Genomic DNA, 21,583 nt, shown 5'->3' on the forward strand with positions numbered 1-21,583 from the left:
CCGGGCGGCGGGCCCGATGTGGTGGCTGTCATGGTCGTTGCACGCTCCCGTCGGTGTTGCGCAGCAGGGCCCAGCGGTCGTGTTCCAGTGGCTCGGGCACCGGATGCCGGCGCGCCGCCACCTCGTCGAAGTCGACCCCGTGACCGGGCCTCTCGTGCGGGGACAGGGCGCCGTCGTTCGCCACGACCGTACCGGGGAACACGTCGAGCACGGCAGGCTTGAAGACGGCCGCTTCCTGCACCCCGAAGGCGTGGCTGCTGATGTTCATGGCGAGCGTGGCGGCCTGGGCGACGGGGCTGACGTCGGCGGGACCGTGCGGCGCGAGCCGTACGCCGCGCAGTTCGCAGTAGGCGGCGAGCTTGCGGGCCGGGGTGAGACCGCCGAGCGTCGGGACCCGGATCCTGGCGAAGTCGATGGCGGGGCCGTCGAGCAGTGGCAGGAACTGGCATACGTCGTGGAAGAGTTCGCCCACGGCGAGCGGTACGGGGGAGCCCGCGCGCAGCGCCGCGAAGTGGCCCGCGTCCTCCGGGGCGAGCAGGTCCTCCACGAAGTACAGCCCGGCGTCCTCGACCCGGCGCAGGAAGTCCCGGGCCTGCCGGGGGTCGAGGCGTTCGTGTACGTCGTGCAGCAACTCGACCTCGTCGCCGACCTGTTCGCGTACGGCTGTCAAGACACGCGGCACGGTCCGTACATACGCGGCCGAGTCCCACGGCACCGAGCGGGTGCGCAGCGCGTGGGCGTCGGCGGAGGCCGTGGCGCCGGTGCCGTAGGTGTCGGAGCCGGGCACGGACGCCTGGACGCGGACGTGGCGGTAGCCGCGCTCGCGCGCCGCCATCACCTGGTCGGCGATCTCGTCGGCGCCGGCGCCGCTGACATGGGTGTACGCCTCGGCGTGGGTACGGACCCGGCCGCCGAACAGCGAGTGCAGCGGCGCTCCGAGGCGCTTGGCCTTGAGGTCCCACAGGGCGACGTCGACCCCGCCGAGCGCGTTCCCGGTGACCGAACCGCCGCGCCAGTAGGCGCTGTTGAGGAGCAGCCGGTGGATGTCTTCGATGTCGTCGGGATCGCGCCCGACCAGCAGGGGGGCCAGGTAGTCGTCGAGCACGGACCGTACGGCGAGGGTGCGTTGCGGGTCGCTCGCGCAGCCGAGACCGTACAGCCCGGGCTCGTTGGTCTCGACGCGGACGATGAGATGGGGGCAGCCGTGCGGCGCGGTGAGGAAGGTGGAGACGGCCGTGATGCGGATCTTCGCACCGCGGTCCTCGCCCCAGGGAGCGGGGGCGAGGATGTCGGAGCGGGCATCAGGCTGAGCCATACGAACTCCAGCGTACAGATAGCAGGATGGTGTACTGCTATCCGAACGTAGAGAAGGCGCCTTTAATTTGTCAATGACTCTACCAAATATGGGTCGAGCGGTCTTCAGTGCTGCCCGAGCCGTTTGAGGAGGGTCCGCAGGGAATGTGCGGCCTCCGTGACGGCTCCGGCGATCTCCTGCGCGCGGGCGTCGTCCATCCGGCTCTTGGGGGCCGAACAGCTGATGGCGTCGCCGCCGCCGTGTCCCGTGCCGAGGGCCACGGCCACGCACCGGATGTCCACGGAGTTCTCGCCGTCGTCCATCGCCCAGCCCTGGAGCCGGGCCTCGGCGAGCCGGCGGATCAGCTCGTCGGGATCGGTCACGGTGTCGGGCGTGAGCCTGGCCAGCGGCCAGTCGAGCCGGCGCTGCACCTCGGCCGCGTCGTACTGCGACAGCATCGCCTTGCCGAGGGCCGTGGCGTGCGCCGGCAGCCGGCGGCCCACCGCCGAGTACATCCGAAGGGCGTGGCGTGACTCGCGCTTGGCCAGGTAGACGACGTCCGTCCCGTCCAGCCTGCCCAGGTGCACCGACTCGCCGGTCTCCTCGGCGAGCGCGTCCAGGACCGGCCCGGCGAGGCTCGCGACGTCGTCGCCCTCCAGATAGGCCGTGCCCGTCAGCAGGGCCTTGAGGCCCAGGCTGTAGCGGGTGCCCGAGGCGTCCAGGTCGACCCAGCGCCGGGCCTCCATCGTCCGCAGGATCGCGTGCAGGCTGCTTTTCGGCACCGCCATCGCGCTCGCCATCTCGGCGAGCGAGAGCCGGGCGCCCTCGGTGCCGAGCAGTTCGAGCACCTCGAGCACCCGAGCTGCGGACTTGACCTCCTCGGGCTTGCGCCCCCGTGCTGCTGCTGCCACCGATTCCACGGAACCTCCGCTCCCCGCACCGGCGCCCCTCGGCGATCCGGTCAGCACGATTCTCGACGTGCGTCTTGACGCTATATCACCGCAACCATAAGTTCGGTCACTCCAACGCCATTCGGTCTTCTGAACGGTTGATTCTTAGGTAGGGGCCATGCGCACACCTTTCGCGCGGAATGTCCGGCTCGTGGCTCTGGCCGCGACCACCGCACTCGCACTCACCACCCTCTCCGCCTGCGGCGGCTCGTCCGACTCCGGCAGCGATTCGAAGTCGCTGGAGATGTGGACGTTCAAGCAGTCCCACGTCGGCGCCCTGCGCGCGGCGGCGGCGGAGTTCAGGAAAGAGACCGGCATCACGGTCACGATCGAGGCGTACACGCCCGACGACGCCTACACCACCAAGGTGCAGAGCTCCGCCAAGACCGGCAATCTGCCGGACGTGCTCGAAGTGCACTCCGACGGTGAGGACTTCGTCCTCGGCGCCGCCGGCGTCACCGCCGACCTCCAGGACACGATCCCGGACTCCTGGAGCGGCCGCTTCCAGGAGGCGATCAAGGGCTCGGGCACCGTCACCGCGCAGAAGTTCAAGGAGTCGCAGGCCAAGGACTCCACCTTCAAGGGCGTCGAGCAGGACCAGCGCTTCAGCGTGCCCCTGACCGCCGGCACCTTCGGCATCGTCTACGCCAACAAGCGGAAGCTCGCCGACGCCGGAATCACCGAGGCCCCCGCCACCTGGGAGGAGTTCCTGGCCGCGGTCGAGGCCACCCACCACAAGGACCCCAGGACCGGCGGCGTCAGCCTCGGCCTGAAGGTCAAGTCCACCGGACTCACCTGGGTCCTCCAGCCCCTGGCCTACGCCCAGTTGGGCAAGCGGGACTACGAGAGTCTGTGGGGCAGGGACAAGGCGGGCGACTTCAGCTCGGCCAACGGCACCAAGGTCCTTTCCATGTACGACGAGATCACCCCGTACTGGATGCCGGGCAGCCAGACCCTCACCATCGACGAGGCCGACCAGGCCTTCGCCCAGGGCAGGTCGGCCTTCGCCGTCGGCGGCACCTTCACCCTCGCCTTCCTCCAGCAGAACGGCATGACGGCCGACGACGTCTTCGCCTTCGGACTGCCCGCGCCCAAGGACGGTGCCGTCCCCGAGCGCGCGCTCGGCCCGATCGCCCTCACCGGTCTGAGCCTCACGGCGACCAGCAAGCAGCCCGAGAACGCCAAGAAGTGGATGGAATTCCTCTCCGGCACCGACGTCGCGGCGAGGTTCGCCAAGGAGTCCGCCGATCTGCCGGCCACCGAACTGGGCGCCGACTCCGCCAAGGTCCTCGGCCCCGCCCTCACCTCGATGATGGAGAGCTTCCGGGGCACGCCCGGGACCACGTACGACCCGAGCCTCAACGACTTCCGCCCGCCGGGCTACGACCAGGACAGGGCGGGCGAACTCCTCGCCGATCTCACCCCGCTGGGGAAGGACAGCCCGACCGGGGCCGGGGGCAGGCTCAGTGACCTCAACAGCGACTACTGGGCGACGCAGTGACCACAGCACCTCGAACCACCGCACACGGGGAGGCCGGGGGCGACGGCGCGAGCCGTACGCCCCCGGCCGGGGGAGACATCGCCGAGCCGGGCCGCGAGGGCGGTGGGCGGACACCGCGCCGCGGGATCAGGACCGAGGCCGTCTCCGGCTATCTGTTCGTGGCCCCCGCCGTCGTCCTCTTCGCCGTCATGGGCCTGTACACCATCGGCTACGGCCTCCTGCTGAGCTTCGCGTCCTGGAACGGCTTCATGCCGCACTGGACCTGGGTCGGCCTGGACAACTACGCCGATCTGCTCTGGCGCAGCCCCATCTACGCGCCACGGGTGCGCAGCGCGGGCCTGAACACGCTCCAGGTCATGATCTCCGTACCGCTGCTGACGGTCCTGGTGTCGTTTCCGCTGGCCATCCTGCTCAACCGGGCCCGCGGAATGCGGTCGGTCCTCCGGTCGGTCTTCTTCCTGCCGTACGTGACCAGCGGAATCGCCGTCTTCTTCGCCTGGCAGTACATCCTCCAGCCGGACGGCGCCGTCAACCTGCTGCTCGACCAGCTCGGACTCGGCTCGCTCCAGCAGCCGCAGGGCTGGCTCGGCAACCCCGACACCGCCCTGCCCACCATGATCGTGGTGACCGTGTGGGGCCATGTCCCCGTCGCCATGCTCCTGTATCTGACGGGCCTTCAGACCATCGACCGCAGCCTGCTGGAAGCCGCCGAACTCGACGGCGCCGGCTGGTGGCGCACCAACCTGTCCGTCGTCTGGCCCCTGCTGCGCCCGATCACGGCGATCGTCGTCCTGCTCAACCTGCGGGACTCGCTCCAGGGCTTCCAGACCTTCCTGGTGATGACGAACGGCGGCCCCGGCGACCACACCAACGTGCTCGGCCTGGAGGCGTACAGCCTCGCCTTCCTCGAAGAGCTGCGGCCCACGCTCGGCCTCGCGAGCGCGCTCGGCTGGCTGCTGTTCGCCGCCGCCCTGGTACTGGCCCTGATCAATCTGCGAGCGCTGCGGAGCAAGACATGACGTCGATCCCCCTGGCCGATCCGGCCGGCGAACGCGCCCACGCGACCGAAGGCCCCCACCGGGCCGGCCCGACCGGCAAGGCGGGCCCAGGAGGCGACCGACCGGGCGGGAACAGGGCCCGCACCCGCCGGATCCTCGCCCGTACCGTCGTCGGTCTGCTGCTCGGAGGATACGGACTGGTCAGCGTCTATCCGTTCCTCTGGATGGTGTCGGCCGCGTTCAAGGACCAGCTGGAGGTGGTCAGCGGCGGTCATCTGATCCCGAGGAACCCCACCTTCGACACCCTGATCGACACCTGGAACAAGCTCCACTTCTTCGACTTCTTCCTCAACAGCCTGCTGGTCACCCTCTACACCGTGGCCCTCACACTGGTGATCTACGCGGCGGCCGGCTACGCCTTCGCCGTACTGCGTTTCCCCGGACGCACCTTCCTGTCGCGGCTGTTCGTCTCGCTGCTCTTCGTGCCCGGCGTGACGGTGATGCTGCCGATCGTGCTGCTGGAGAACGAGCTGGGCATCCTCGGCACGCACTGGGGACTGGTGCTGCCCTTCGTCAACGGCGGTGCCCCGCTGTCGATCCTGCTCATGACCGGCGCGTTCGGCGCCATCCCCGCCGAACTGCGCGACTCCGCGCGGGTCGACGGCGCGGCCGAGTTCCGGATCTTCCTCAACATCTATCTGCCACTGGCCCAACCCGCCCTGATCACCGTCGCGTTGCTCACCGCGATCCCGACCTGGAACGAGTACCTGCTCACCCGGGTCTCGCTCAACGACCGGTCGGCCTTCACCCTCCCGCTCGGCCTCCAGACCCTCGCGGCCGAGAACGTCCCGCACTACAACAACCTGATGGCCGGAGCCCTCATCGTGGTCATCCCCGTCGTACTGCTTTTTCTCTGTCTTCAGCGATACTTCGTCAACGGTCTCGTCGGGGCGGTGAAGGGCTGATGCGCGTACTGGTCACCGGAGCCGCCGGACACATCGGCGGCCATGTCATCGACGACCTGCTGGCCCACGGCCACCGGATCGTCGCCACCGACCTCGTCCCCGTCGACGACCCACGGCTGGACCGCGTCCACACCGGCGATCTGCGCGATCCGGAACTGGTGCGCGACGCCATGGCCGACGCCGACGCCGTCGTCCATCTGGGCGCCGTCCCGCACCCCAACTCCGACGACGACAGCGCCCTGTTCGCCACCAACTGCCTCACCGCCCACCGGGTCCTGGACGAGGCGGGCCGCACCGGCGTACGCCGCGTCGTCGCCGCCTCCAGCCTGGCGGCCGTGGGACTCGCCTGGTCACCGAAGCCGCAGTCCCCGCGCTACGTACCCCTGGACGAGGAACACCCCACGCTCGTCCAGGATCCGTACGGCCTCTCCAAGCTCGCCCTGGAGGAGACGGCCCGCGCCACCCACCGGCGCCACGGCACCGACATCGTCTGCATGCGGTTCCCGTTCACCGGCACCGGCGAACGGCTGGCGCGACAACTCGCCGCCGTGCGCCGGGATCCGGCCGCCCACCGGATGGACCTCTGGGGGTGGCTCGACACCAGGGACGCCGCCAGGGCCGTCCGGTACGCGCTCCTCGCCGAGCTGACGGGCTGTCATGTGCTCAACGTCGCGGCGGACGACACCTCGTCGCCCGTGCCGACGGCCCAACTGCTCGAAGAGCACCACCCGGGCGTGCCGTACTTCGCCGAACTGACCGGCCACGCCTCGCTGTTCGACACCTCGGCCTGCGCACGGCTGCTGGGCTTCGCCCCGAGACACCGCAGAAGCCCCCTCGGCGCCGAGGACGCGGACGCCGGGGGAGCGGAGGGAGGAGCGTGCTGAGGGGCGGTACGGCTCCCGCGCGGAGTACGGCTCCGACACCCCGGGCCCGCTGGGAGAAGCTGGCCGACCGCCTGCTGCTCGCCCCCAGGCCGTACGCCTCCGACCACCGCGCGCTGATCCGGCTGCCGGGGCCCGAGAGCGCCAACGGCCGCTGGAGCGACGGCCTGGAGGGCTACGCGCGCACCTTCCTGCTCGCCGCCTTCCGGCTGGCGGGCGCCAACGGCGAGGACCCGCACCACTTCGCCGAGTGGTACGCCGAAGGGCTCACCGCCGGCGTCGACCCGGCCTCCCGCGAACGCTGGCCCACCTTCGCCGAGTCCAACCAGGCGAAGGTGGAGGCGGCCTCGATCGCGATCGCCCTGCACGAGACCCGGTCATGGATCTGGGACCGGCTGACCGGACGCACCAGAGAGCAGCTGCTCCACTGGCTGGGGCAGATGGTCGGCACCGACATGCCGCCCAACAACTGGATCTGGTTCCAGGCCGTCACCGAGGCGTTCTCCCGTACGGCGGGCGGCAGTTGGCGCGCCGACGACCTCGACCGCACCATCGAGCTGACCGACGCCTGGTACACGGGCGACGGCTGGTACTCCGACGGCCTCAGCGGCGGCGCACACCGCAACTACGACCACTACAGCGGCTGGGCCATGCACTTCTACCCGCTCTGGTTCTGCCGGATCCTCGGCGACGCCGCACCCGAAGGCCCGGGACAGGATCTCGCCGACCGCTACCGGCGCCGCCTGCGCCGCTACCTCCAGGACTACCGCCGGCTCGTCGGCGCCAACGGCTCGCCACTCGTCCAAGGGCGCTCGCTGACCTACCGGTTCGCCACCCTCGCCCCACTGTGGACCGGCGCGCTCTTCGACGCCACCCCGCTCGAACCGGGCGAGACGGGCGCCCTCGCCGACCGGACCCTCGACCACTTCACCGGCCACGGCGCGGTGAACGGCGACGGACTGCTCCCACTGGGCTGGCACCACGCCTTCCCGCGGATCCGGCAGGCGTACTCGGGCCCCGCGTCGCCCTACTGGGCGAGCAAAGGCTTCGCGGGCCTGCTCCTGCCCGCCGGGCACCCCGTCTGGACCGAGCCGAGGACCGCCCTGCCCGTCGAGCGCGCGGACCACGCGCTCACGCTGGCCGCGCCCGGCTGGCTGGTCTCCACGACCGCCGCCGACGGCATCGTCCGCGTCGTCAACCACGGCAGCGACCACGCGGACCCGGCGCGCCCGGTCTCCGACGACCCCAACTACGCGCGCCTCGCCTACTCCACCCACACCGCGCCCGGCATGCCGCGGGACCCGGCGGGCGGACCGGTCGACTCCACCGTCACCCTGGTCGACGAGGCGGGACACGCCGCGCACCGCCGCCCGCTGCACCGCATCGCCGTCCAGGGCGCGACAGGCGTCTCGCGCAGCCGCGCCCACTGGCCCCACGACGAGGAGTGGGACCCCTTCGGCGGTCCCGACACCGCGCACCGCCTCGGCCCCTGGATCACCGTCGGCTCGGTGCTGCGCGGCGCCGTCGAGATCCGGGCCGTCCGCGTCGACCCCGCGGCGGAGGACAACGAGCCGCAGGGCTCCCCGCACACCGTCCACCCCGGCCCCTGGCGGCTGCGCCTCGGCGGGTGGCCACTCGCCGATGCCGACGCCGATGCCGACATCGACGCGTACCGGAACGCGACCGACGGCGCCTCGCCGCGCGTAACCGTCGGCGGACCGGACGGCACCTTCTCCACCGTCGTCGGGCTCGCCGGCTTCGACCACGCGGGGCTCTACGAGTCCCGGGGAAGCACCCCGCTCGGCGCGGTCTGCACCGTGCCGCTGCTGCTCACCGACGGCCCGCCGCGATCCGGCCGCGTCCACGCGGCGGCGGTCCACCTCGGCGGCACCCGGCTGGACGACGCCCAACTGCCGCACGTCGCCTGGCACTTCACGGAACCGGGCGGCGACGCCACGGTCACCGTCAGCTGGCCGGACGGCCGGACCGACGCCCTGCGGCTGCCCAAGCCGTAAGGGGCCGGGCCCCGACGCCCCCCTCACCGCACCCCCGACGCCAGCGATCCGCCTCTGCGAGCCGGGAGTTCAGCACCGTGCATGACGACCGTCGACTCACCGAGGAACGCGTCACCAAGTTCCTGGAACGGCGCCTGCGCCCCGCGCTCCACAGCGCGGCCGTCCCCCTCACCCCGACCGCCTGGGCGGTCCCGCGCGAACCGGTCCCGGGGCGCGGGTGGCTACGCGCTCAACCTCCCGCTCCGGGCGCGCTCCGGCCGCGCCGACACCGCCCCGCCGGTCGCCGTCGACCACCCGGACGTCGTCGTCGAGTCGGTCAAGCTCGCCGACGACCGGTCCGGCGATGTCGTGGTGCGCCGGTACGAATCGCGCGGCGGCACGGCACGGGCCGCGCTCACCGCCTCGTACGGACCGGTCGTGGCCCTCGACGCCGACCTGCTGGAGGAACCGGGAGCGGCACTGCCCGCGGCGCCGGACGGAGCCGTACCGCTGCGGTTGCGCCCCTTCGAGATCCGGGCGATCCGGCTCCGCGCACCCCATTGATCGGGACCCCCGGGAAGTGGGGTTAGGCTCGGGCGCGCCGCCCGCCCGCAGCGGAGAATCGGAGAACGCGCACCATGGACACCACCCCGCGCCCCGCCCCCGGCCTGCTCACCTACCGGGACGCCACCGCAGACGACGTCAAGCGGCTCGTCGCGCTCATCGAGTCCGCCTACCGCGGTGACAGCGCCCGCGCGTCGTGGACCTCCGAGGCCGACCTGCTGGAGGGGCAGCGCACCGACGAGCAGGGCGTGCTCGACGTGATCGAGGCCGACGGCAGCCGGCTCCTGACGGTCGAGTCGGACGGCGCGCTGGTCGCCTGCTGTCAGCTGGAACACCGCGGTCCCGCCGCGTACTTCGGCATGTTCGCCGTCGACCCCGAGGCGCAGGGCGGCGGCCTGGGCAAGCGCGTCATCGCCGAGGCGGAGCGCCGCGCCCGCGCGGACTGGGGCGTCGGCGAGATGCACATGACCGTGATCGTCCAGCGTGAGGACCTGATCGCCTGGTACGAGCGCCGCGGCTACCGCCGTACGGGACAGCTGACCCCCTTCCCGTACGGCGACGAGCGCTTCGGCATCCCGCAGCGCGACGACCTGGCGTTCGAACTGCTGGTCAAGCCGCTCGACTGACCGTGGCGCCGGCGCCACGGTCAGCACGGCGTCAGGCCGTGAAGCGGCCGGTGCGGCGGATCTCCGGGAAGTCGGTGGTCGCGCCGTCCAGGCCGAACGCGCGGACCAGCCGCAACTGGTCCGGGGTGTTCACCACCCACCCGATGATGCCGAGCCCCGCCTCGTGCGCGCGCTCGACGACCTCCAGGGTCAGCCGCCGGATGTTCAGCGCGAGCGAGTCCGCGCCGACCGCGACCGCCCGGTCCACGATGTCACCGCCCCAGCGGCCGGCGATCAGCACCGTCCGTACGCCGGGCACCAGCGCGGAGATCTCGGCGACGGCCTCGTCGTGGAACGAGGACACCTCCACCCGCCCGACCAGCTTCCGCCGGTGCATGACCTCGGCCAGCGCGCGCGCCGCCGCCACGTCCTTGATCTCCGCCTGGAGCGGTGCGCCCACCGCGTCCAGGACCTCCTCGAAGACCGGCACGCGCTCGCCCTGTCCCGCGTCGAGCTCCCGCAGCTCGGCGAGGGTCCGGTCGGCGATCGGGCCCGTTCCGTCGGTCGTGCGGTCCAGCTCGGCGTCGTGCATGACGACGAGGGCGCCGTCCTTGCTCAGATGAAGGTCGAGCTCGATGGCGTCCATACCGGCCCGCTCGGCGTGCAGGAAGGAGCGCAGGGTGTTCTCGGGTTCGACACCCATCACTCCACGATGACCGATGGTGAGGAAAGTCAAGGCTGACTCGCTTCCGTCGTCGGCGGCTCCCGCGCGGCGCTGGTGCCCCACGCGGCACGGCGGCAGCCTAACGGCCACGGTGCCGGTCTGGACCCGTGTCGTACCCGTACAGGCTGGGGACTGTCGTCCACGGGGCGAACGGCAGGAAAAACGCCCGTAAACCCAAAGTGAGGCAGGATAATTTGTGTCGTCCGTACTTGTACGGGAGAATCGAAGACCGATACGGTGCTTTGACGCCAGCTTCTCCCGTGGAGGACGTGACATGACGGAAATTCTTGTGCAGGACCGACCCGGAGGGCACACGGCCGACGCCGAGCGGGTGGTCGAGCACCCCGCCTGGACCGAGCTCAAGAACGCCGTCGAGGAGATCCGCCCCTGGCAGTCCAAGGACGGCTCCATAGATTTCGACGCCGACGACGCGCCCCCGCGCGCCCTCGCCGAGGTCACGCTCGACCGCGTGACCGCCGCCGTCGAGCAGCTGTCGCCCCTGCTGCCGCACGACGCCGCCTACCACGCCGCGCTCGTCTCGGACCTCCGCAAATGGGCCGACAGCGCCTTCGAGGTGCCCGACTTCCTGGACTCGCTGCTCGCCTTCCAGCCCGCGGCCGACCGCGTGGACCGGCTCCAGCACCTGGTCGTCTTCCCGATGTACACGCAGAACGGCAACCCGGACCGCAATCTGGAAGCGGTCGTTCTGCGCATGGTCTGGCCCGAGTGGCTCGCCGAGCTGGAGCGCACCCGCTACGACAACCCCCTCTTCTGCGGCATCACCTTCGAGGACTTCACCGCCGGTTACGACACCAACTCCGCGGTCCTCTTCCCCGAGACGATCGCCGTCCGGCAGGCCCCCGAGCGGTTCAGCTGGGGCGGCATCTTCTGCGACCGCGAGGCCGCCCGCTTCCGCCGGGTCACCGACGCCGCCGTCGGCATCCTCGGTGTCGAACTCCCCGACGACATCCACGAGATGATCGGCGACCAGGACCGCTGCCAGCAGGCCTTCGTCCTCTGGGACATGGTCCACGACCGCACCCACAGCCACGGCGACCTGCCGTTCGACCCCTTCATGATCAAGCAGCGGCAGCCGTTCTGGATGTACGGCCTGGAGGAGCTGCGCTGCGACCTCACCGCCTTCAGGGAGGCCGTGAAGCTGGAGGCCGACGGCGTCGCGCAGGGCCGCGACGTGCAGTACGCGGTCCTCTTCGACCGGATGTTCCGCTTCCCCGTCACCGGCGCCCGTGAGCGCAACTACGACGGCCTCGGCGGCCAGCTCCTCTTCTCCTACCTCCACAAGCACGACGTGGTCCGCTGGACCGACAACACCCTGCGCATCGACTGGGACCGGGCCCCGCAGGTCACCCAGCAGCTGCTCGGCGAGATCGAGAGCCTCTACCGGGCCGGTATCGACCGCCCGAAACTGGTCCACTGGTTCGCCGCCTACGACCTCGTCTCCACCTATCTGGCCCCGCACCCGGGATCGCGCTGGGCCAAGGGCCCGGACGCCCTCGACCTGGATCTGCCCCCGCGCAAGCTCGTCGACGACGTGCTTCCGGACGAGTTTCCGCTCAGCATGTTCTACGAGGCACTGGCCAAGAAGCTCAAGACCGTGATCGCCTCCACCCAGGGCATCACGGCGACGAGCCCCGAGAAGCGAGCCGCGTGAGCCCGAGCGGCGGCGCGCACACACACGAAGGACTGCGGGGGACACCGGCATGACGGAGAAGACGACCATGAGCGCAACCACCGGAGCGGGCGTCGCACTGGACGGCGCCGTTGTCGCGGTCGCCGGAGCGGGCGGCCCCGCGGGGCGCGCCACGCTGCTGCGTCTGGCCTCGGCCGGCGCGACGGTGGTGGCCGGCGACGCGGACGCCACGAGCCTCGCCGAGGCCGTCGACGCCACGCGCCGCGCCCACGGCGGCGCCACCGTCATCGGTGACACCGTCGACCTCCTCGACCCGGTGGCCACCCGCGCCTGGGCGGCCAAGACCGAGAAGGACGCCGGCCGGGTGGACGGTCTCGTCCATCTCGTCGGCGGCTGGCGCGGCGGCAAGACCTTCGCCGACACCGACCTCGCCGACTGGGACCTGCTGGAGAAGCTGCTGATCCGCACCGTCCAGCACACCTCCCTCGCCTTCCACGACGCCCTGCTGCGCAGCGACCGCGGCCGCTACGTGCTGGTCAGCGCGGCGGGCGCGAGCAGGCCCACGGCCGGCAACGCCGCCTACGCGGCGGCCAAGGCGGCGGCCGAGGCCTGGACGCTGGCGCTGGGCGACGACTTCCGCAAGGCCGGGGGCGACGAAGGGCCGCGCGCGGCGGCTGCGATCCTGGTCGTCAAGGCACTGGTGCACGACGCGATGCGCGCCGAGCGCCCGAATGCGAAGTTCGCGGGCTTCACGGACACCGGAGAGCTGGCCGACGCCATCGCCGGGGTCTGGGACCGGCCCGCCGGTGAAGTGAACGGAAACCGCCTGTGGCTGACGCCCGAGTCATGACGTCCCGTACGACGGCCGCGCGTGCGCACCACGACCCCGGCACGCGCGGCTTCGCCAGCGACAACTACGCGGGCGCCCACCCCGAGGTGCTGGCCGCGCTCGCCGTCGCCAACGGCGGCCACCAGGTCGCGTACGGCGAGGACGAGTACACCGACCATCTCCAGCGCGTCATGCACGGCCACTTCGGCCCCACCGCGCAGGCTTTCCCGGTCTTCAACGGCACCGGGGCCAATGTCGTCGCGCTCCAGGCGATGACCGACCGCTGGGGCGCGGTGATCTGCGCCGAGTCCGCGCACATCAACGTGGACGAGGGCGGGGCGCCCGAGAAGGTCGGCGGGCTCAAACTGCTCGGCGTGCCCACCCCGGACGGCAAACTCACCCCGGAGCTGGTCGACCGGCAGGCCTGGGGCTACGACGACGAGCACCGCGCCATGCCGCAGGTCGTCTCGATCACCCAGAACACCGAACTGGGCACGGTCTACACCCCGGACGAGATCCGCGCGCTCTGCGAGCACGCCCACGAGCGGGGCATGAAGGTCCATCTCGACGGGGCCCGGATATCCAACGCCGCCGCCTCCCTCGACGTACCGATGCGCACCTTCACCAACACCGTCGGTGTGGACGTGCTGAGTTACGGCGGCACGAAGAACGGCGCGATCTTCGGTGAGGCCGTCGTCGTGATCGACCCGGACTCGGTGCGCGCGATGAAGCGGCTGCGCAAGCTGTCGATGCAGCTCAGCTCCAAGATGCGGTTCGTCTCCGTGCAGTTGGAGGCGCTGCTGGCCGGTGACCTGTGGCTGCGCAACGCCCGGCACAGCAACGCCATGGCGCAGCGGCTCGCCGACGGCGTGCGCGCGGTCGACGGCGTCGAGATCCTGCACCCCGTCCAGGCCAACGCCGTCTTCGCCCGGCTGCCGCACGACGTGAGCGTGCGCCTCCAGAAGCGCTTCCGCTTCTACTTCTGGGACGAGGCGGCCGGCGACGTGCGCTGGATGTGCGCCTTCGACACCACCGAGGACGACGTCGACGCGTTCGTCCAGGCGCTGAAGGAAGAGATGGCCAGGTAACCGACGACCCGGACCCTCCTCTCGCGGTGCATTACAGTAGACCTCCCGGTGTGCTGTGATGCACCGCTTCCGTACGTCCCGAGGCAAGGCAGACGATGACCCTGACACTCACCGTGTCGGACGAGGTGCGCACCCTCGTCCCCGGCTTCACCCCGCTCGCCGTCGAGGCCCACGGGCTGGTGAACGGCCCCAGCAACGAGGCGAGTTCGGCGCTGCTCGACGACGCGGCCCGCCGGCTCGCCGCCCGTCTGGACGGGCGCGCCCCGCACGAGGACCCGCACATGGCCGCCTGGCGCGCGGCGTACACCGCCTTCGGCAGCAAGCCTTCCCGTACCCGCAACTCCGCGGAGGCACTGGCCAGGCGCGCGCTCACCGACGGCGGTCTGCCCCGGATCAATCTGCTCGTGGACCTCTACAACGCGATCAGCGTGGCCCATCTGATCCCTGTCGGCGGTGAGGACATCGACCGGATCACGGGCGCCATGCGGCTCGTACGGGCCACCGGCGACGAGCCGTTCCACACCGCCGCGGGCGGCGAGAGCGCCGTCGAGCACCCGGACGCGGGCGAGGTCGTGTGGCGCGACGACGAGGGCGTCACCTGCCGGCGCTGGAACTGGCGCCAGGGCGTGCGCACCCGGCTCACCGAGGAGTCGGTGAACGCGGTCTTCCTGCTGGAGAGCCTGGCCCCGACGACCCGCGCCGAGCTCGACACGGCGGGTACCGAACTCGCCGAATCGCTGGAGAAGTTGAGCCCCGGGGCGCGGATCACGGTGCACCCCGCGGGCTGACGAGCCGCAGGCCGGGGGACCGGCGGTACGGACCGGCTCACGGGCTGGTCCCGCGGACCTGCAGTGACGTTTCGGTGCTGTTGTCCGTAGGGCCGCGAGGCTCAGCCGGCTTCGCGGGCCTCGGCCGGGGTCGGAGCCGTACCGCCCAGGTGCGCCGGTACCCACCAGGTGTCGTTCGCGTCCTTGGGCCGTACCGGATAGGCGCGCTGGGCGGCTTCCAGCAGCTCCTGCACACGATCGCGCAGCCGCCGGGTGATCGCACCCGCGTACTGGTCGGCGGGGGCCTCCAGCGGCTCGCCGACCCGCATCGTCACCGGGATGTGGCTGCGCCGGAAGTTGCGCGGGCGCCCCTTGGTCCAGAGCCGCTGGGTGCCCCACAGCGCCATCGGGATCAGCGGCACGCCGGCCTCCTGCGCCAGGCGCGCCGCGCCGGACTTGAAGGACTTGAGCGTGAAGGACTGCGAGATGGTCGCCTCGGGGAACACCCCGATGATCTCGCCGGCGCGCAGCGAGTCGAGCGCGTGCGCGTAGGCGGTCTCGCCCTGTTCACGGTCCACCGGGATGTGCCTCATGCCGCGCATGAGCGGTCCCGAGACCCGGTGCCGGAAAACGGAGTCCTTCGCCATGAAGCGGACGAGGCGCTTCTGGGGGAGCGCGGTGAGCCCGGTGAAGATGAAGTCCAGATAGCTGATGTGGTTGCTGACGAGCACGGCACCGCCGGTACGCGGAATGTTCTCGGACCCCTGAGTCTCGATCTTGAGGTCCAGCGCCTTGAACAGTGTGCGGGCGGCGCCGACGACCGGCCGGTAGACGAGCTCTGCCATCTGGAGGGGACCCTTCTTGTTCCGGGGAGGGTTCTCCCGACGGAAGCTACGCAGCCGTAGGTTTTCGGCATTGGGCAGATCGTGCCCCAAACACGGCCTTGTGGCCAGTCCTGCCGACGGCGCGGAGCGAGATTCTCATCACGTCATTCCCGGGTGATCAGGGCGTTTGCCGCCGGCCGGCCCACCGGGCGGGCTCATTGTTCCGCCGCCACGTCAGAACGTCCGGACGGCGTCCCCGGCACCCGGCACCTCGAACTGTCCCGGGCCGACCATCTCCCCGGTCCGAAGCGGCCCGCTGAGGGGCGACGAGATCATCGAACGCGACGCGGCCTCCTGGTGAGCCGACGCGCGGAACAAGGCGATGCCACATCTCACGTACCGGCAGAATGCTGTCGACACCTGTCTGACGGTGAGCGGGATGCGCGGGGCCGCGCTCGGGGGAGATCGATGACGACACACAAGGGCCTGGACGGCGAGTCACTGGAGAGGCTGCGCATCCTGACCGAGCGGAACGTTGTGGCCCTCTGGGCCGGCGAGACCTTCTGCGGGACCGGCTTCCTCGTGACGCCCGACACCGCCCTCACGTGCGCGCACGTGGTGGCCGGGCGGGACAGGAGCGGCCTGACGGCCACGGTGGAGGGTCGCACCGTCGCAATCGAGGTCGTGCGTCTCACACCTGAGGAGAAGGGCGCAGGAAGTACCTACGGATTCCCGGATCTTGCCGAGGTCCGGCTGAGTGAGCCCGCACATGATCTGCATGGGGTGTGGCTCGGGGCCGGGCCACCCACGCAGGCGGCGTCTGTGTCCGTTCACGGATTCAGCGGCGACACGCTGGACCCGGGCGTTCAGCCCGACACTCTGCATCTCACCGTGGCCGGCCGGAGCGGGCGCTTCGTGCGGCTCCAGTGGGACAAGGTGGTTCAGGGGTTCAGCGGCGGCCCGGTGCTCGACACGACGACGGGGCGTGTGTGCGGGATGCTCAAGGCGTCCCGGCACGAGAAAGGAGCGTCGGGCGGATGGCTGATTCCGGTAAGCGCCGTGGAGGAGTGCTCGCCGGGGCTGCTGCAACGCAATCACGCCGCGCACCGGCCAGGAACGGTCTGGTTCGACCTCGTCGGCGACCGTAGGGGACGCCAGGCGGACCTCTTCGGTCCCGAACCCGGCGGTCCGGGGCAGGGGTTCGGGAACACGCCGGCGCAGATGCTGGCACGCGGGGTCATGCCGTTCGTGGACCGCCCTGAACTCGGCGAGCTCAAGAACTGGTGCTATGAACTCGACGATCAACTGTTGCGCCTGTTGTACGCGCCGGGCGGGTCGGGCAAGACCCGTCTGGCCGCCGAACTGTGCCACCAACTGCGGAACATGGGCTGGATAGCCGGATTCGCGGACAAGAGGTCACTCGGTGACCCCCTGCGACGAACGCGGTGGCTTGATGGTCTCACCGCCGCTCTCGGCGCGGGCTTTCCCTGTCTGGTGGTGTTCGACTATGCCCAAGCACGGATCGGCGACATCAGTGCTGTCATGGCGCACATCCGACGGCACCTGCCTGACGGCATCACGCTGCGCGTGCTGTTGCTGGCACGTTCCGAGGAGCCGCTGTGGCAGGCGCTGAGGGAGGAGTTCGAAGAGCAGTACATCGAGGACTGGGCTCTGAGGAGCGCGAGTTCACACAGGCTGCCCAACACACTGACCGCCAAGGATCCCGCCGCCCTGGTCACCGAGGCGTTCGGAGAGTTCGCCCGCCTGCTTGAGTGTTCGTGGGTGCTCATGCCGCCGTCTCTCGCGCAGAGGGCCGGCCGACAGGACTCGATTCTGGGAATGCTCGCGGCTGCTCTTGACGCTGTCCTCACCCTCCGCCAGGGCGAGGAGTGGAAGGAGGGCGACGACCCGCTTGCACGCATTTGCCGACACGAGATCACGGGATGGTACACGCTGCTGGAGGACCGCCTGGGGACGGGCGGTGTCCTGGCGGGACGTACCGGGCGGCTGATGGCAGAGGGCCTGCTGCTGGTGCCGACCCTGGCCCAGCGGCGTAGTCGGGGTGAACTGACCGAGCTGCTGACGTCCGTGCGCGACACAGCTTTCCCCGGACAGCCGCCCGTGAACGTGCCCGCCGTACAGGCCTGCTTACGCGCGCTGTATCCGGCGGAGGAAGGCGACCACGTCACCCCCCTCGAACCTGATCGGCTGGGCGAGATCCTGGTACGCCGGGTGTTGGCGGAGCCCGAGAGCTCGGGCGACGACGTCGCCTACCTCACGGCCGTGCTGAACGTCTCCACGCTTCGGGACGAGCAGGCGCGGACCAAGGCCGTGTCGGACACACTCGACGTCCTGGCCCGTGCCCGTGGCTGCACGACCGTGGGCCGGGTCGCGGACCATCCCGCCCACGCGGTCCTCGACCGGGCGCTTGCCCACCTTGTGCGCGCCAACCCCCAACTCCTGGTGCCGGCCCTGGTGACCGTCGCCGCGCGGGTGCCGCACGCCGAGCCCCTCGCGGACCTGCTCCAGCCGGTACTTCGGACCTGTTCCACCGACCTGCTCCTGCTGGTCGAATCCCGTCTTCCCGGCTACGCGTCCGGCCTTTCCGCCTTGTCGGCGCTCGTGCTCCAGCGGCTGCTCCAATCCCCTGACACGGGGAGCGACGACAGCGACCGGCAGCTCCGTCTGCGGCGCCTGCGCAGGTACAGCCTGCGGTTGGAGGAGAGCGGACTCCGGGACGACGCTGTGCGGGCAGCCGACGAGGCGGTCGTGCTCAGCCGCGATCTTGTCCGCGGATCCGCGCGGTACCGCTCCGACTACGCCGCCGCGTTGCACAACCTGAGCCTGCTACGGCACCGGTCCGGGGAGACGGCATCGGCATTGGGGCTCAGTGTCGAGGCTGTTGCCCTGTATCGGCAGCTCATCGAGGACAATCCCGGCATGTGGCACACCCTCATGGACATGGCGGGCGCACTGAGTCTGCTCGCCCTGCTGCGGCTCGGAGACGCACAGGTCAACGGTGCGGCTCGGGACGCCGCCGAGGGAGTCATGCGATGCGTCCAGGTCCCCGAAGGTGTTCGGCAGGACGACGTGTACCTCACCTGCCTGGAAATACTCGCCGAATGCCGCCACCGCACAGGCAGGACCGAGGAGGCGCTCAGCTCCAGTAGGCAGGCGGTCGAACGACTGGAGGAGCTGGTCAGACTCCGCCCCGGCCGTTATCTCACCCGGCTGCCCGACACCCTGCAGCGTCACGGCTTCGGCCTGATCCAGGCCGCGCGTTTCAGCGAGGCCTACCGCGCTCTGAGCCGTGCGGCGTTGGAACGCGCGGCGCTGCCGGTGCGAACCTCGCGCCGACTGCGGGAACAGCAGATTCAAGTGCTCCACGTGCTGCTCGAACTCAGCGACGAACTCGACGAATTCGCACACGAACGCTCATCATGGGTAGAGATGAAGACTGTGCTGGACAGTCACGTGAGCTGAGAGGGACCGGCGCCGATGGACAACGAATCTGTGCACGCCGAGCCCCCGCCCATCCGGCGGCAGCGCGCGGTGGAGGTCTTCCGCAACCGTTTCGGCACACTGTTCAATGACGAGGTACTCGCGCCATCGGGCGAGCGGGGCCGTTATCTGCGCTGGCAGTGGTCCAGCATCGGAGTGGTGATCGTCCCTGTCGGACGGGACGGCTTCGCCTTCGTTCCCACGTATCGCTACCCGATCGGCGGAGTTTCCCTGGAGTTCCCCCGGGGCGGATGCGAAGCCGGCGAGGGTCTCGCTGTCGCGGCCGCACGGGAACTCCGGGAGGAGACCGGCTTCGACTGCTCCCCGTCCGCGCTGCGCTCACTGGGCGTCATTCACGCCGAGACAGGTCTGATCGAATCGGACGTGCACGTCTTCGTTGCCGAAGTCCGACCCACCGGCTCGGCAGGTGCCCCGCCCGCCGCGGAGCCGGAGGGCATGGAGTCGGTGGCCCGGCCGATCTGGGTGTCGCGCACGGAGGTGGCGAAGTGGCTGCGGAACGGCAACGTCACCTGCGGTGTGACGCTGGCCGCTCTGGCACTCGCACTCGTTGACGGCCCCGACCACGGGCCAACGGCGTGAGCGACGTCCGGCTCAGCCGGCGTACGCACCTGTGATGACGCGCTGTCGCATCTGCCGCGCGTCGAGTTCTTCGATATCGGCCGCTCCGTCGGCGGTCGGCACAGTCCGGTCGACGACCTGCAGGCCGAGGTAGTCCCCGTCCTCGTCCGTCTCCGGCACATCGAGTCCGGCGCCGAGTGCGCCGGTCAGTGAGTCCTGGGAGATTCCGAAGCGCATCAAGTTGCGGTTGCTGTTGAGAACCGCTCGCGCGCGTTCGTCGTTGTCACGGAAGGTACGGACGAACGTCTCCCGCATCCATGTGCTGAACTCCGTCACAGCTTCCGAGAGGAGGTGCACGTCTGGTCCGGCGCCTCGACGCAGCAGGCCCAACTGGTGGACAAGGACGCCGCGGGACTGCTGCTCCGTGGCCTCCAGGAACACCTCGACGGGCAGTCTGCCGAGCAGGAAACTGTCGAGAATGCCGGCGGGCAGCGTAGCGCGCTCCAGGACCGTGCGGCTCGCGGCGCCGGGTCGTTCGACGCTGCGCGGGGCGGCGGTCCCGGCCCCCAGTACATGAGGGAGTGCCTGGCGGTACGACTCGCCCGCCGCTCTGTCCACGGCGGCGAGGGCGAGCACGATCTCCGTGCTTCCCGACGACTTGCGCCGGAAGGACTCCTCCCAGTCTCTGAGGGCTTTGAAGTAGAGGGGCTCCTGCCCCCTCACGAAGTCCAACGCGGCGTCAATCGTGCCACCGGTCTCTCCCCCGGCGTTCCGTGTCTGCTCTTCGAGCAGCCGGATCACACCCGACTTGAAGGCAGCCGATACGGCGTCAAGTCGGTAGGTGACCGCGTGCGCACGTGTCAACCCGTCCATCAGTTCCGCGTAGGCGGAATCCGGCGCGTGCTCGACCTGCCGCACCGCCTGAGCATCCCGGACGGCCGTCAGTGTCAGCCCGTCCCGGCATGCGACCTGGATGTGGCCGCTGCCTAGGAGCGGCGCGAGATCCGACCTTACGGCGTGGCCGTCGGCCTCGTGAGAGGACACCAGAGCACGGAAAAGGGGGGTGTTGAGTGACTGCGCGTCGCCGATGAACAGAGTGTCGGACAGCAGTACATGGAACAGCACACGCGCCCGTAAGTCCTCGGCGCTCGCGATGGGGGACTGGCGGTGGATTTCGACGTCGGAGAGGTAAATTTCCTCCGGCGGTAACTCGGCCTGTCGGCCCATCATGACCACTCTCCTCCGTGACGGCAGCATGATTTTAAGTGACTGGCCTCCCGGCGTCCCCGGAATCGGGCATCCTTCCCTCTGGAGCTGACAAACCAACAGGAGGCGCACACGTGTCCGATGCAGTGCAGGCGGTCATGCCGGACGGGACCTCCCTATGGGTGAGCGTCAACGACGATGACGACGGCCCCAGGGACACGGGCTTCGGCGAACGCCTGTCACGGCAGCTGGGCGATCTCCCTCAGACCCTGGAGACCGTCACAAACAGCGTCAGATCCGGACTCCGGCGCGCGGCCCCGGACGAGGTGACGCTGGAATTCGGCATCGAAATCGCAGCGAAGAGCGGGCAGTTGGTGAGTGTCGTGACGGATGCCGGGGGCAAGGCCACCCTCAAAGTGACGGTGACCTGGCGCAAAGGGGAGTCCGCGGTGACCGCCGTCACGCAGACAACCGGCGACAAGCCCGAGTAGGACTGCGGACGCATCGGGCCGGGGACCGGATTTCTGGGCAGGGGAAGCGCGTGATCGATTCGGTGGGGCAGCAGGGGCGGACGCCCGCCGGCCTTCGACGAGCATCTCTACAAGCGGCGCGACGTGGTGGAACGGTGCATCAACCACCTGAAGCAGTGGCGTGGCTCTAGG

General features: G+C 70.4%; 19 protein-coding genes and 1 pseudogene. 15 read left to right on the top strand and 5 right to left on the bottom strand.

Annotated elements, in window-relative coordinates; all coding sequences use genetic code 11:
* Positions 1-28: 28 nt before the first annotated feature.
* Complete coding sequence (locus P3L51_RS03295; protein WP_354603491.1) at positions 29-1,315, bottom strand: enolase C-terminal domain-like protein; 1,287 nt, start codon at positions 1,313-1,315, stop codon at positions 29-31.
* Positions 1,316-1,419: 104 nt separating this feature from the next.
* Positions 1,420-2,205 (bottom strand): IclR family transcriptional regulator, encoded by a 786-nt coding sequence (locus P3L51_RS03300; RefSeq protein ID WP_354603492.1) that lies wholly within the window; start codon positions 2,203-2,205, stop codon positions 1,420-1,422.
* A 157-nt stretch (positions 2,206-2,362) separates the two neighbouring features.
* Here P3L51_RS03300 and P3L51_RS03305 point away from each other — a divergent pair, with 157 nt between their 5' ends.
* The 7 genes from P3L51_RS03305 (at position 2,363) to P3L51_RS03335 (ending at position 9,773) form a co-directional block, all read left to right on the top strand.
* Positions 2,363-3,745 (top strand): extracellular solute-binding protein, encoded by a 1,383-nt coding sequence (locus P3L51_RS03305; protein ID WP_354603493.1) that lies wholly within the window; start codon positions 2,363-2,365, stop codon positions 3,743-3,745.
* A complete protein-coding gene (locus tag P3L51_RS03310; protein ID WP_354603494.1) occupies positions 3,742-4,764 on the top strand; it encodes a carbohydrate ABC transporter permease in 1,023 nt (340 codons plus the stop codon). Before P3L51_RS03305 ends, P3L51_RS03310 begins: the two co-directional genes overlap by 4 nt.
* A complete protein-coding gene (locus tag P3L51_RS03315; protein ID WP_354603495.1) occupies positions 4,761-5,708 on the top strand; it encodes a carbohydrate ABC transporter permease in 948 nt (315 codons plus the stop codon). Before P3L51_RS03310 ends, P3L51_RS03315 begins: the two co-directional genes overlap by 4 nt.
* Entirely contained in the window at positions 5,708-6,592 is an 885-nt protein-coding gene (locus P3L51_RS03320) for an NAD-dependent epimerase/dehydratase family protein (RefSeq protein WP_354603496.1), read from the top strand. Before P3L51_RS03315 ends, P3L51_RS03320 begins: the two co-directional genes overlap by 1 nt.
* Complete coding sequence (locus P3L51_RS03325) at positions 6,586-8,604, top strand: DUF2264 domain-containing protein (protein WP_354603497.1); 2,019 nt, start codon at positions 6,586-6,588, stop codon at positions 8,602-8,604. The genes P3L51_RS03320 and P3L51_RS03325 overlap by 7 nt, the downstream gene beginning before the upstream one ends.
* 81 nt (positions 8,605-8,685) lie before the next feature.
* Positions 8,686-9,147, top strand: coding sequence for a glycosyl hydrolase-related protein (locus P3L51_RS03330; RefSeq protein WP_354603498.1), 462 nt, complete (start codon positions 8,686-8,688; stop codon positions 9,145-9,147).
* 74 nt (positions 9,148-9,221) lie between these two features.
* Positions 9,222-9,773 carry a GNAT family N-acetyltransferase gene (locus P3L51_RS03335; RefSeq protein ID WP_354603499.1) on the top strand — a complete coding sequence of 184 codons (552 nt, stop codon included), beginning with the start codon at positions 9,222-9,224 and terminating at the stop codon, positions 9,771-9,773.
* Between the two features lie 31 nt (positions 9,774-9,804).
* On the opposite strand, the gene P3L51_RS03340 is transcribed toward P3L51_RS03335, so the two are convergent.
* Positions 9,805-10,488: a glycerophosphodiester phosphodiesterase gene (locus P3L51_RS03340; protein ID WP_354603500.1), complete on the bottom strand. Its 684-nt coding sequence runs from the start codon at positions 10,486-10,488 to the stop codon at positions 9,805-9,807.
* 262 nt (positions 10,489-10,750) lie between these two features.
* Between P3L51_RS03340 and P3L51_RS03345 the strand changes: the two genes are divergently transcribed.
* From P3L51_RS03345 to P3L51_RS03360, 4 genes are all read left to right on the top strand, one after another.
* Positions 10,751-12,148 carry a DUF6421 family protein gene (locus P3L51_RS03345; protein WP_354603501.1) on the top strand — a complete coding sequence of 466 codons (1,398 nt, stop codon included), beginning with the start codon at positions 10,751-10,753 and terminating at the stop codon, positions 12,146-12,148.
* A 67-nt stretch (positions 12,149-12,215) separates the two neighbouring features.
* Positions 12,216-12,977 carry an SDR family NAD(P)-dependent oxidoreductase gene (locus tag P3L51_RS03350; protein ID WP_354603502.1) on the top strand — a complete coding sequence of 254 codons (762 nt, stop codon included), beginning with the start codon at positions 12,216-12,218 and terminating at the stop codon, positions 12,975-12,977.
* The gene (locus P3L51_RS03355) at positions 12,974-14,044 is read left to right on the top strand and encodes a threonine aldolase family protein (protein ID WP_354603564.1); all 1,071 of its coding nucleotides are present in this window, start codon (positions 12,974-12,976) and stop codon (positions 14,042-14,044) included. Before P3L51_RS03350 ends, P3L51_RS03355 begins: the two co-directional genes overlap by 4 nt.
* 95 nt (positions 14,045-14,139) lie before the next feature.
* On the top strand, positions 14,140-14,832 hold the full coding sequence (locus P3L51_RS03360) for a B3/B4 domain-containing protein (protein ID WP_354603503.1): 693 nt from the start codon (positions 14,140-14,142) through the stop codon (positions 14,830-14,832).
* 101 nt (positions 14,833-14,933) lie between these two features.
* Here the strand turns inward: P3L51_RS03360 and P3L51_RS03365 are convergent, their stop codons facing one another.
* Positions 14,934-15,656, bottom strand: a complete 723-nt coding sequence (locus P3L51_RS03365; RefSeq protein ID WP_354603504.1) for a lysophospholipid acyltransferase family protein — start codon at positions 15,654-15,656, stop codon at positions 14,934-14,936.
* A 447-nt stretch (positions 15,657-16,103) separates the two neighbouring features.
* Between P3L51_RS03365 and P3L51_RS03370 the strand changes: the two genes are divergently transcribed.
* A complete protein-coding gene (locus P3L51_RS03370) occupies positions 16,104-19,118 on the top strand; it encodes a trypsin-like peptidase domain-containing protein (RefSeq protein WP_354603505.1) in 3,015 nt (1,004 codons plus the stop codon).
* Positions 19,119-19,133: 15 nt separating this feature from the next.
* Entirely contained in the window at positions 19,134-19,736 is a 603-nt protein-coding gene (locus P3L51_RS03375) for an NUDIX hydrolase (RefSeq protein ID WP_354603506.1), read from the top strand.
* Positions 19,737-19,748: 12 nt separating this feature from the next.
* Here P3L51_RS03375 and P3L51_RS03380 read toward each other — a convergent pair whose 3' ends face one another.
* Positions 19,749-20,945 (bottom strand): hypothetical protein, encoded by a 1,197-nt coding sequence (locus P3L51_RS03380; protein ID WP_354603507.1) that lies wholly within the window; start codon positions 20,943-20,945, stop codon positions 19,749-19,751.
* A 110-nt stretch (positions 20,946-21,055) separates the two neighbouring features.
* On the opposite strand from P3L51_RS03380, the gene P3L51_RS03385 reads away from it, so the two are divergent.
* Entirely contained in the window at positions 21,056-21,412 is a 357-nt protein-coding gene (locus tag P3L51_RS03385) for a CU044_2847 family protein (RefSeq protein WP_354603508.1), read from the top strand.
* Between the two features lie 57 nt (positions 21,413-21,469).
* Positions 21,470-21,577: pseudogene (locus tag P3L51_RS03390) on the top strand (IS5/IS1182 family transposase); the annotation flags it as partial.
* Positions 21,578-21,583: the final 6 nt, after the last annotated feature.

Origin of the sequence: Streptomyces panacea, from assembly GCF_040560175.1 — a bacterium.
GTDB classification, from domain to species: Bacteria; Actinomycetota; Actinomycetes; order Streptomycetales; family Streptomycetaceae; genus Streptomyces; species Streptomyces panacea.